General features: G+C 44.0%; 10 protein-coding genes. All 10 read right to left on the reverse strand.

The genetic code is table 11. From position 1 onward, the window contains the following. Positions 1 to 19 precede the first annotated feature (19 nt). Entirely contained in the window at positions 20 to 2,125 is a 2,106-nt protein-coding gene (locus AC5FX4_RS15725) for a methyl-accepting chemotaxis protein (protein ID WP_493607281.1), read from the reverse strand. 218 nt (positions 2,126 to 2,343) lie between these two features. Beyond that, complete coding sequence (locus tag AC5FX4_RS15730; protein WP_493607282.1) at positions 2,344 to 2,676, reverse strand: Na+/H+ antiporter subunit G; 333 nt, start codon at positions 2,674 to 2,676, stop codon at positions 2,344 to 2,346. A gap of 8 nt (positions 2,677 to 2,684) precedes the next feature. After that, a complete protein-coding gene (locus AC5FX4_RS15735) occupies positions 2,685 to 2,954 on the reverse strand; it encodes a K+/H+ antiporter subunit F (protein ID WP_476291869.1) in 270 nt (89 codons plus the stop codon). Next, positions 2,948 to 3,484, reverse strand: coding sequence for a Na+/H+ antiporter subunit E (locus tag AC5FX4_RS15740; protein WP_493607283.1), 537 nt, complete (start codon positions 3,482 to 3,484; stop codon positions 2,948 to 2,950). The genes AC5FX4_RS15735 and AC5FX4_RS15740 overlap by 7 nt, the downstream gene beginning before the upstream one ends. Next, positions 3,484 to 5,004 carry a monovalent cation/H+ antiporter subunit D gene (locus AC5FX4_RS15745; protein WP_493607284.1) on the reverse strand — a complete coding sequence of 507 codons (1,521 nt, stop codon included), beginning with the start codon at positions 5,002 to 5,004 and terminating at the stop codon, positions 3,484 to 3,486. Before AC5FX4_RS15745 ends, AC5FX4_RS15740 begins: the two co-directional genes overlap by 1 nt. Further along, positions 5,001 to 5,348, reverse strand: coding sequence for a Na+/H+ antiporter subunit C (locus AC5FX4_RS15750; protein WP_493607285.1), 348 nt, complete (start codon positions 5,346 to 5,348; stop codon positions 5,001 to 5,003). The genes AC5FX4_RS15745 and AC5FX4_RS15750 overlap by 4 nt, the downstream gene beginning before the upstream one ends. After that, positions 5,348 to 8,140, reverse strand: a complete 2,793-nt coding sequence (locus AC5FX4_RS15755) for a monovalent cation/H+ antiporter subunit A (RefSeq protein ID WP_493607286.1) — start codon at positions 8,138 to 8,140, stop codon at positions 5,348 to 5,350. Before AC5FX4_RS15755 ends, AC5FX4_RS15750 begins: the two co-directional genes overlap by 1 nt. A 244-nt stretch (positions 8,141 to 8,384) precedes the next feature. Further along, positions 8,385 to 9,479: a hypothetical protein gene (locus tag AC5FX4_RS15760; protein WP_493607287.1), complete on the reverse strand. Its 1,095-nt coding sequence runs from the start codon at positions 9,477 to 9,479 to the stop codon at positions 8,385 to 8,387. Positions 9,480 to 9,510: 31 nt separating this feature from the next. Continuing rightward, the gene (gene nlpI / locus AC5FX4_RS15765) at positions 9,511 to 10,389 is read right to left on the reverse strand and encodes a lipoprotein NlpI (RefSeq protein WP_493607288.1); all 879 of its coding nucleotides are present in this window, start codon (positions 10,387 to 10,389) and stop codon (positions 9,511 to 9,513) included. A 105-nt stretch (positions 10,390 to 10,494) separates the two neighbouring features. After that, positions 10,495 to 12,621: a polyribonucleotide nucleotidyltransferase gene (gene pnp / locus AC5FX4_RS15770; protein WP_493607289.1), complete on the reverse strand. Its 2,127-nt coding sequence runs from the start codon at positions 12,619 to 12,621 to the stop codon at positions 10,495 to 10,497. Between the last annotated feature and the right edge of the window lie 81 nt (positions 12,622 to 12,702).

A 12,702-nucleotide genomic window follows, 5' to 3' on the forward strand; every position in this document is an offset into this window, starting at 1 on the left:
TTATGCCAGTTTGCGCTCACTATTGGCGCGTTTTTAATAAATTGAGCTGCGCATGTTTTTGCTCAACTATCTGCGTCATAGTGCTGGCAGCTTGTTCGACTTGATCGGCAAGCGCTGACAACTCAGCCGCCGCATCCGAGATCCCAGTGGTGTTACCATTGATCTCTTCCGTCACGACACTTTGTTCCTCTGCTGCTGTCGCTATTTGTGTCACTTCGTTGGAAATATTTGCCAGCATAGACACCATCGTACTCATTGCCTGCGCCGACTCTTCACAGTACGACACCGCTTGCTCTCCTTGCGAAACCGAACTTTCGATAATATCTTCGGAGCGATTAACTTCATGGGTTAAATTATTAATCAATTCACTGATATCATTCGTTGAAGCGTGCGTCTTAGACGCCAGTGCCCTAACTTCATCTGCAACAACCGCAAAACCACGCCCCTGTTCACCGGCTCTTGCCGCTTCAATTGCCGCGTTTAATGCGAGTAAATTAGTTTGCTCCGCAATTGCACGGATCACATCGAGTATTTGAGAAATATCCGCACTGCGTTCAACCACTTTATTGATCGCCTGCTTGGCTTCCAACACTTGCGTGGCCATTGCTTGCACGGTCTGCGTCGTCTTAACAATGCTTGATTCACTAAGCTGCACTTGCTCTGCGGCTTCGTTGGCACTTTGTGCCGCTTGCTCTGACGAGCGAGCAACCTCACTGGCTGTTGCACTTAGCTCATTGATAGCGGCAACAACACTGTCTATCTCATTATGCTGATTTGCTACTTTGTTCTTAATGTTGATAGCAACTTCCGTTGTCATAAACGACTGCTGGTAAGACTGCTCCGCCAGTGTTTTCAGATCATCGATCATATGCCGAAGCTTATCTGTAAATATATTAAATCCCTTGGCCAGCGCTATTAACTCTGCGTGTTGGCTCACATGCAACGCTTGAGTTAGATCTCCCTCACTACTTGCTAGACTTTCAACTCTCAGTTGGATCTGAGTCAAGGGTTTAATAATGGTGTTAATAAGCCAAATCGCGAGTACTATGCCTACGGCTGCAATCACAACGCCAACAACCAACATGGTTTGACTTGCCGATTTTGCGGAGGCATCTAGCGCTTGCGATAATTGAGCCGCATCTTTTAAAACAACTTCTTTAGGCACTTCTATAAGTAGTGACCAAGTTACATCGGCAAGCTTAATATGAATTGGCAAGGCAATGGCAATATCGCCACCGATTTCCAAAAAATCACTTGAGTTATGCAGCGAAAGTAAAGCTCTTGCACGGTCAGAAGACATCGACTCGCGCAGTGGGCGCGCTAACTTTTTATAGTGGCTAGAACCAACCACCAATCCTAGGTCACTTAATAAAGACACTTTTGCCGCACCACCATACAAGCTTTTCGATAGCTCAACGGCTTGTTGCTGAAATACGGGTAAATTGACATCCACGCCCACTAGGCCAACAAATTGGCCCAGTGCTTGTACCGGCACTGTCAGTGAGGTCATTAACGTGCCATCGTATAAATAGGGTTCCATGATGCAGGGCTGGTTTTTATCACGAGCGCATAAGTACCATTCGGCTTCTCGTAACCCAAATTCGTTTTTGGCTGTTAAATATTTATCTGCGGCTGAAGCAACAGCTTGTTGCGTGATACCAGATAGATCCTTTGTAAAATACACTTCTAAGGTACCATCGCCTTTTACTGAATGACTGGCACCAGCCATATATTGAGCATCGTTACCATCATAACCGTTAGCTTCAAACTGCGCATACATAGAAGAAACAAACTGATTCTTCGCTAAAGCGCCCGCAATGGCTCTTTGCACTTCTTCGCGAGACAATGGTTGATTTTGTGCTGTATTACTTAAAACCCCAGCCACAGAATTCGGCACTCGATACGCTTCATTGATAAAACCCGCAACACGTTCGGCATAATAATGGCCTTGTGCAGTTAAACTCTGCTGCGCTTGACGGTAAATTACATCATGTACGCGCTCATTTTGGCTGGCATTTTGCTGCTCTAAATGAAACCACATAAAAAGCGTGAGTAGCATCACTAATGTCGTGACTAATGCGCCAAGGAAGATAAGTAGTTTATTTTTAATCGATGCCTGATCCATATGTTTCCTTTTAGGTGTGACATGTCGATATGCGTGTGGGTGAATGATTCAGCCCTATTTCTAATATAAAAACAAAAACTGATTACAATTCAACCATCAAGCTGGTTTTTTTATGTTTGTACAGCAAATCACAAACGTGCAATCAGTGCAACAAATGAAATCACCAGCAATAAAAAAGGCATGAGTTTCCCCATGCCTTTTTATCTTATTAAAACAATTTATACATCGTCTTCAATATTATCTTTACCTGATGTACGCTCGACGCTATCGAGCTTATGATGGATCGCTGACTTTATGAGCATATAGCCGCTGATCGGTGCGGTAAGTAATAAAAAAATAGAAATTAAGATTTCTTTCGCACTGATACCATCTTGCAGCTGACTGAAATAAACCATTGCAGCCGTCAGCAAACATGCCATCCCCAATGTGGTTGCTTTTGTCGGACCATGCAAGCGCATGAAAAAGTCTGGCATTTTAACCAAACCGATTGAGCCAACAAGTACGAAAAAGCCGCCTATCAATAATAAGATTGAAATAATCCACTCAGACATATTTACACCTATTCAATAATATCGCCGCGAAGCAAGTATTTACATACTGCAACCGTACTGACAAACCCGAGCATAGCGATTAGTAATGCCGCTTCAAAATACAAACTAGTGCCCATGCTCATGCCATACAGAATGATCAACGCGATGCTGTTAATGTACATGGTATCAAGCGCCAAAATTCGATCAGGCACCGAAGGCCCAACCACTAGGCGCCATAAATTAAGCATGAGCGACACGCCAATCATGGCAAACACAATCAAAATAACCGTTTCTAACATCCAAAAATCTCCTTAAGTGGCGCTTCATAACGCTGCTTAATGGTCTGTATCAGCGTTTGCTCATCTTCAAGGTTGAGTACATGGATCAGCAAATAGCGTTGTTGAGGTTCATTCTCATCCGCTTGAGATTCAAGCCATGGATACACCTCCGCACTTACCGTGCCTGGCGTTAAACTTACTGTGCTGGCCAAAATAGTGATCGGCATACTATGCGCCAAATCTAACGGCACCTTTACAAATCCTGGTTTTAAGCGTTTGCTGGGACCCAATATCAACAATGCGACTTGCACATTGGCTGTAATAATATCGTATAAAACCAGCAATAAATGGCGCAGTGCTAAGCCTGGTTTTAAAATAAGCGGTTGCTTTGTGCGGAACGGGTGCGTTATCAATGGGATAATAATCGCGAGCAACAAACCCAAAATGATATGTCCTGCAGAAACGCTGTTATTCAACAAAAGCCACACACAAAATAATAGCAGGCTTCGAAATGGCGTTGGCAGCCATGAAAAACGAGACTCTAAACGCATTACTGACCTCCCTCAAGTACCGCACTCACGTTAGCACCAAAGTCATGCAAACTCGTTGCAGTAGCAAAAGCATAGTCAGTCAGCGGACCTGCAAAAATGACTAAAGCTGGTGATGCGACAATCAGTAACAGCAAAGCACTTAGTTGCGCTGGGTGCACTTTCATCTCGTCTGCTGATTCAATGGGTTTGTTTGTTGTGTGGTGCCAAAATAAAGTACTTCCGGCGCGCGCGATCGCCATCAGTAACGCGAGACTCGCAAGTAAATAAATGGGCCAGAACACATAAACATAATCACTTTGAAGCGTTGCTTTTAACAACCAAATCTTTGCCACAAAACCTGATAGTGGTGGCATACCAATAACGGTTACAGCAGCAAGCACGAAACACCCACCCAGTAACACTGGCTGAATCACAGGTCGTCCTGCCGTGAGTCTGTCTGATACTTTACCCCGTTGACGAGCAATAAGATCGGCAAGTAAAAATAATGCGGCGCTCACCAATGTAGAATGTACTAAGTAATAAATCGCGGCTGCACTTGCTTGCACCGTTTGTACAGCAACTAAGGCGACTAAAGTACCCACTGATACAATCACAAGATTCGCTGTCAATTTGCGTAAGTCTTGACTGGCAAGCACACCGATAGCACCAAAAACAATCGTGGCTATCGCTAGCCACCACAACCACTCTTGTGCCATTAAGCTCAGCTCACCTGCATGCTCGCCAAAGATCATGGTGTAAACACGCATCATAGAATACACACCGACTTTAGTCATAATCGCAAAGAGTGCAGCAACAACAGGCAATGCTGTGGCATAAGTATTCGGTAACCAAAGATGCAACGGCAACAATGCGCCTTTTAATGCAAATACCACTAATAGCAGCAAACCACCGATTTTAGCCAAATAGATATCATCGCCTTGCAAGCTGGCAATTTTATTCGCCATATCGGCCATGTTGAGCGTGCCTAACACCCCATACAAAGTGCCTAACGCAATGAGAAAAACCGCAGAACCAACTAAGTTCATAATGACATACTGCAAAGCTGCTCGCGTATTATGTTTATCGCCACCATGCATGAGCAACGCATAAGACGCTATCAGCAACACTTCGAAAAACACAAACAAGTTAAACATATCGCCTGTTAAGAACGCGCCATTCACCCCCAACACCAAAAAGTGTAAAAGTGGGTGGAAGAATGCCCCTCTCTCGTCATCTCCCGCACACGCATATAAGGCACATATACCACCAAGCAATGAAGTCAAGCTAATGAGCAATACTGAAAGTGGATCAGCAACGAGCACAATACCAAATGGTGCGGACCAGTTACCGATGGCATACACCTGTGTACCTGCATCTTTTACATGTAATAATAACAAAATGGATGCGAGTAATGTTACAACACTAAACAGTACTGATGCCACGCGGCGGATAGGCAAGCTTTTCCCACAAGGTGGCATTAACAACACCACCCCTGCGAGCATCGGCAATAAAATAGGCAAAGAAGTCAAATGCTGGATCATGCTTTACCCTTATTTTTATTATTTACAACTTGGCCATTAACGTGGTCATTGCCCAAATCGGCACGTCCACGAATCGCTAAAATCACCACAAAAGCCGTCATTGCAAAGCCAATCACAATAGCGGTCAATACCAACGCTTGAGGTAAAGGATCTGCATAAGATTGTGCATGACCCAACACTGCGGCTTGGTTCAGTGATAAGCGACCCGACGAAAACAGAAATAAGTTAACCGCGTAAGATAACATGGTTAAGCCCAGCACAACGGGAAATGTTCTTGCCCTAAGGATCAAAAACACGCCACAAGCAACCAGTAACCCAACGCAAGATGCATATAGCAGTTCCATTAGAAATTCACCTCTTCTTTTGGCGCATCGGCAGTGAGCTTACCTAAGCTAGCTAAAATCATTAATGTTGCTCCAACAACCGTAATATAAACACCTAAATCAAATACAAGGGCGCTTGCTAGCTCAATTTTTCCAACCAGCGGCAAATCAAAATAATCAAACCAACTGGTTAAGAATGGCCTATCAAAGAACCAACTACCGACACCTGTCACGAGCGCAATGGCAATGCCTGATGCGATGATTTTTCGATAGTTAATTGTCAACCGCTCTGCAATCCAATTTGAGCCATGCGCAATGTACTGCAAAATAAAGGCGATTGCGGTTACTAGGCCTGCGATGAAACCACCACCAGGTAAATTATGACCACGCAAGAAAATATAGAAGGACACTAACAACGCTAATGGCAGCAAGCTTTGTGAAATACTCGCCAATAGAATTGGATAGCGCTCTTTAGCCCAAGGACGCCCTTCGCTATCGCTGGCAGGCATAAACAATGGCAAGTTGAGCAATAGCTTGTAAATACCTAACGCAGCAATGCCGAGCACCGTGATTTCGCCCAAGGTATCAAACCCTCTAAAGTCAACCAAAATAACGTTAACAACGTTGGTACCACCCCCACCTGTTTTAGCGTTGGCAATGAAAAACTCGGAAATAGAGTCAAGCGGGCGCGTGATCATGGCATAACAAATACTCCCCACAACAACACCGATTGCAGAGGCAATCCCAAGATCTCTCAGTACTCGGATAGAGCTAGATTCTCTAGGTGTTCTTTGTGGTAAGAAAAACAGCGCAAGCATCAACAAGATGATGGTCACTACCTCTACAGTTAACTGAGTCAAAGCCAAATCGGGCGCAGAAAAACGCGTAAATGCGACAGAAACCATCAAGCCAACCACGGAAACCATCAACAGCGACACCATTCTTAGGTGATGCCAAATTACTGTCCCAATCGCGCCTATCATCAATAAGGCGGCACCAATACCGTTATGCATATCAACCGAGGTTGGCTTTTTATCGCCTACAAGCTGGGCCATTTCAAACAAAGGCCAGCCTGCGCAAAGCAGTACTACAACAAACATCAGCATTAGATAGCGCTGCAACGACCCGTTTTCTATCGCGACGATTTTTCGCTGACTCCATTTAACGATAGTGTACACAAACGTATCGAATACTTTCTTGGCATTCAGTGGCGGCAAAGACGCTTGAAATTGGAATAAATAACGTCTTTGCGTGTAAATAAATAAACCACCGCATACGGCAATACCACTCATCAGCAACGGTAAATTAAATCCATGCCAGATAGCGATTTGAAATTCAGGAGCCGCACGCCCTAGCACAGCTGACGACGCGACATTCAAAATACTGTCGATCACTAAATTCGGGAACATACCAACAATCAAGCAAAGCGCCACTAGAATTTCAATCGGCACTCTCATATAACGTGGTGGTTCATGAGGCTGTTTAGGCAATCCAACAGGCTCACCATTAAAGAAAACATCGTGAATAAAACGCGCAGAATAAGCAACCGAAAACGCACCTGCAATCGTTGCCAAGACAGGGATTAGCCAAGACATTGACCCCAATAATTGCTGGTATAAAGTCTCTGCAAAGAACATTTCTTTCGACAGGAAACCATTTAATAGGGGCACACCCGCCATTGCAGCAGCTGCGACCATCGCCAGTGTTGCTGTGTAAGGCATAAACCGCCACATACCATTGAGCTTGCGCATATCACGCGTGCCCGTTTCATGATCAATGATCCCCGTCGCCATAAACAACGAGGCTTTAAATGTCGCGTGGTTGATAATATGAAAAATCGCTGCAACCGTTGCCAACTCAGTATCTAAGCCCAGTAATAGCGTTATCAGACCCAAGTGACTAATGGTCGAATAAGCTAACAAGCCTTTTAAGTCATGTTTAAACAAGGCGACGTATGCTGCGAACAATAATGTCGCGAGCCCCGTTAAACCAACCAACACAAACCAAAGATCAGTCCCCGCCAGAGCAGGATAAAATCTTGCTAACAGAAATATACCCGCTTTAACCATGGTCGCAGAGTGCAAGTAAGCACTTACCGGTGTTGGTGCTGCCATGGCGTGTGGTAACCAAAAATGAAATGGAAATTGGGCCGACTTAGTGAAGGCACCCAACAAGACAAGAATAAGCGCAACTTCATACAAACTATGAGATTGGATCAGCGCTTTGCTTTGTAAAATAACATCTAGGTTGTAGCTACCTACAATGTTACCAATGATCATTAAACCCGCTAACAGTGCTAGACCACCACCGCCTGTCACAGCAAGTGCCATGCGCGCCCCTTTTCGCGCCTCTGACTTTTGCCACCAGTAACTGATCAGTAAGAACGAGCTGATACTCGTTAGCTCCCAAAACACCCACAGCTGCAGCACATTATTAGACATAACAATGCCCAGCATGGCGGTCATGAAGAGCATTAGATACGCAAATAGCTTTGGCATAGAATCCTTCTCGCTCAGATAATAGCGCGCATAGAAGATCACCAAAATACCAATGCCCAAAATCATAAACACAAAGAGTAACGCAAGCCCATCTAACCTAAAGGCCAATTCAATCCCAAGTAGCGGGATCCAAGATACGCTTTCTCTGAGTACTTGACCCGAGAAGACATCCAATGAAAGATTAATAGCCCATGCTAGCGCTACTATGGGTGTTACAAGCGTCAATGCAGTTGTTTGATTGCGCGTTAACTTACCCGAACATGATGAGAGAATACTGCCGATTAAGGATAGCAAGGGTATCCAAAGCAAAGTCATAGATTAAACCTTTTTGTTTCAGCGTCGTGAATGCACGACCTACACTGAGCGCCTGTGCAACCTACCGTAATGTATAAAACACATGAGTTTGGTTTTAAGCACACAAAACTTTCCCATTTATACTTATTAGTATTTGAGTTGTCTATAGTTTTAGCCGCTAGTCGTGCAAACTTTAAACAACCTTAATAAACATTTCAGATTAAATTCATATCTTGCCAAAAAGCTGTGCATAAATGCTCATTTGTCACTCAGCATTTGTACTAAAATAGGGTAATTGATATTGCTTTGATTCAATGGCCCTACGCCATAATTTTCGATATTGCTCGCTCAAAGGTAACTCTTGAAATAGCATAATGCCCCATTCGCTAGATGGCTTATATGCATTGAGTTGCCCATGTTGACAAGTTTGGCTCAAGTACCAACCTTCTTTTGGTGGCTGTGCCGATACCTGCAAATTCGGCGCATATTGACCAGAAGCTTTGCACAGCCAACTCGCTTTACCTTTTGACACGGCATACTCATCTTCAAAACCGCTGAAATGCATCAGCTCATGCAAAAAGATTGCGTAGTCACTGTCGGTCGATAGCATCATCATCCCACTGGTGACATTTGCTAAGCCCATTTTGGTCATTGCTATCACATAGTCAACATGATTGAGTTTAGCACCATATTGATGCGCTAAACGTCCACCGTGGCAACGAGCAAACCCATTTTGAGTCACATCACAAGCCATTGTGTCACCAACATAAAACACTTCACTCAAACAAAAACTGTTTGCAGCAGGTTCTGGTTGCTCATTGTATTGTGCCCGTAACTGTCTAAGATGACTGACCGCTGAGTAGTGATCCGCAACCAGCAACACCTTATTTTTACATACACTACTAAAGCTCACTGTTTCGTTTAACGTCTTTAGGCCAAGCTCAAAAAGCCTACTTTCAGAAAAGAGATCGGGCTTAACGCCATTTTCACTGGCAAGCATCGCATCAGCATACTCAGACAATCTCGTTATCGTTTTTAACTGCGCTAAACCAACAAATGAGCGGTGCGCTATTAACTGATTTTGTAATCGTGTGAGTTGTTCCGTTGAAGCGTCATCGTGGTATTGCGACCAATATAATGCACTCGCTGCGTAATTCTTTTGCTGAGCAAGGCGAATGGACCATTCAAATTTCAATTCGGGCTCATTCAAAGTTTGCAATGCAAGGATGGTATCGTCAGATAAGCTCTGTAAAGGGACATTATGTTGAATTGAATAGTAACTATGTGGATATCGAGCTAAATACTGTTGCCTCGTAGTCGTCTCTTCGAGGTATGGCTGATGATGACTTTGCGTCATCATCAGTAATATAAAAACACATAAGCTTAGAAAGTTAACCTGCAGCATTACCAGCAAGAATGTCTAGCTCCAAACGCGCGTATTTATGTTCTACAAACTCATACACATTGGTCGCGAGCGTCAATTTAAAGAAATCAATGGCAACTTGCTCATTGCCGCGAGCTTGATAAAGCTTCGCCAAATAAAAGTATGCTTCACAAAGTCGTTCTGCATATTGCTGTTGGTCGGTTATACCTTCTGATATTTGCGCCAAAAACTGTGTTTCACTCAAATCACCGAGGTATAGATCAACAAGCTGACTCGACCATTTGTCATGATCTATCTCGTCGCTATTGTTGCGTAATTGCATCTTCGCCATTTGTGGGTCAACTTTTACTTGCGCTAGATAAAGCCACATCGCGCGATAAGGGTCTTGCGGTGAACGAGATAAGAATGCGGAAAAATCTTGGCTTGCAAGTGCGGGTCTATCGCCGTAATACAACGCAATGCCACGGTTTAAATAGGCATATTCATGTTGCTCGTCAAGTTCGAGCACCGCATCAAACATTTCATACGCTTTGCCGTACTCTTGCAGCAAGGTGTGATGAATACCTAAAAAGTTGTATACCTCAGCCAGATCAGGCTTCATTTTCACCGCTCGATTAAAGTCTATACGCGCCAACGTGCTCAAACCTAAACTGTCATAAAGCATGCCGCGATTATAATAAAGCTGTGCTTTTTGTTCTTCTTGTAAATCACTCGCAAGTAGCAGCTCAGAATAACGAGCAATGGCAATTTCATTTCTAAAATTAGCTGCAAGTGGCACGCTCAATGGCACATTGACAACTTGCTGAGCATGATTGCTTTGACTTGATTGGCAGCCAACGAGCCCCAAAAACACGATGGGCAAAATAAAAACTGATCTAAACTTCATTTTCTTCCTTAGCCGCTTTACTACGCTTACTTTAGCGGCCATTAAAGCATAAAAAAAGGGGCCATACAGCCCCCTTTCGATACTATCTTATTTTATTCGCACAAATTATTCTGCTGGCGCTTCAGGCGCTTGTTCAGCAGACTGCTCTAGTGCTTCTTTGATACTTAAGCGAACACGGCCTTGGCGATCAACTTCAAGTACTTTAACTTTTACTTCTTGGCCTACAGATAAGTGGTCAGTCACGTTGTTCACACGCTCAGCACTGATCTGAGAAATGTGTACTAGACCATCTTTACCTGGCAATACGTTAACGAATGCACCAAAGTCAACGATACGTACAACTTTACCATTGTAAATCGTGCCAACTTCTAGTTCTGCAGTTAATGCTTCGATACGAGCAATTGCGTCTTTTGCGCTCATGCCATCAGTTGCAGCAATCTTAATTGTACCGTCGTCTTCGATTTCAATCGTCGTGCCTGTTTCTTCCGTCAATTGACGAATTGTTGCACCACCTTTACCGATCACTTCTGCAATCTTCTTCGGTGGAATGTTCATCGTATAGATACGCGGTGCGAATTCAGATAGCTCTTCTGAAGGTGCTGAGATAGCTTCATCCATTACTGAAAGGATGTGCAAACGTGCCGCTTTCGCTTGTTTAAGCGCAATTTGCATGATCTCTTTGTTGATACCTTCAATCTTGATATCCATCTGTAGCGCTGTAACACCAGCACTTGTACCCGCAACTTTAAAGTCCATGTCACCTAAGTGATCTTCATCACCTAAGATGTCAGAAAGTACGACAAAGTTTTCTTCTTCTTTCACAAGACCCATTGCGATACCCGCAACAGATGCTTTGATTGGAACACCTGCGTTCATTAGCGCTAGTGATGAACCACATACTGATGCCATAGAAGATGAACCATTTGATTCTGTAATTTCAGAAACAACGCGCACTGAGTACGGGAATTCTGCAAGCGTAGGCATGACCGCTTGAACACCACGCTTTGCTAAGTTACCGTGGCCAATTTCACGACGCTTAGGAGAACCAATGAAACCAGTTTCACCTACACAGAATGGAGGGAAGTTGTAGTTCAACATGAAGTGGTGCTTGTGCGTACCAGTAAGGTCATCGATCATCTGTGAATCACGTTCAGTACCTAAAGTAGCTGTTACTAGCGCCTGAGTTTCACCACGTGTAAAGATTGCAGAACCGTGTGTGCGAGGTAGAACACCTGTCATCACGTCAAGCGCACGAACCATATCTGGTTCACGGCCATCAATACGCTTTTCACCTGCTATGATGCGACCACGTACGATTTTCTTCTCTAATGAACCGAATAATTTTGATACTTCTTGTATATCTAACTCTTCGCCTTCAGTAAGCTGTGCTGTTAGCGCTTCAACCACTGCTTCTTTCGCTGCAGATAGTGCTTCTTTACGCGCTACTTTGTCAGTAATACGGTAAGCTTCACCAACTTTGTCTGCAGCAAGTTCTGCAATTTTGTCTGCTAGAGCAACGTTCTTCTCTGGCGCAACCCAATCCCATGTTGGTTTACCAGCTTGCGCTTTAAACTCTTGTACCGCTTTGATGATAGCTTGAGATTGCTCGTGACCGTATACAACCGCGCCTAGCATTTCTTCTTCAGAAAGCACATCCGCTTCTGACTCAACCATAAGTACCGCGTTCTCAGTACCAGCAACAACTAGGTCTAGTTTACTTTCTTCAAGCTCTTTAAGCGTTGGGTTAAGTACATATTGACCATCGATGTAACCAACACGTGCAGCACCGATTGGGCCGTTGAATGGGATACCAGAAATTGCAAGAGCTGCTGAAGTACCAATCATAGCAACCATGTCTGGTTGAATTTCAGGGTTAACTGAAACAACTGTCGCGATAACTTGTACTTCGTTTACGAAACCATCTGGGAATAAAGGACGGATTGGACGGTCAATAAGACGCGCAATAAGTGTTTCGCCATCGTTTGGACGACCTTCACGCTTTAAGAAACCACCAGGGATACGACCCGCAGCGTACATACGCTCTTGGTAGTTAACAGTTAGTGGGAAGAAATCTTGACCTGGTGCTGCATCACGCTTACCAACAACAGTAACAAGTACCGATGTGTCGCCAATGCTCGCTAGTACTGCGCCGTCAGCTTGACGAGCGATAGCACCTGTTTCTAGAGTCACGGTATGTTGACCTAGTTGAAATTCTTTAATAATTGCTTGCACAAATATTTCCTTCAAAAAACAAAATATAAACGCCAACAACTACCAATTACAGTCTTAAGTAGACTCGCGAATCAACTTAAG

Source organism: Pseudoalteromonas sp. ATL1, from assembly GCF_058933015.1.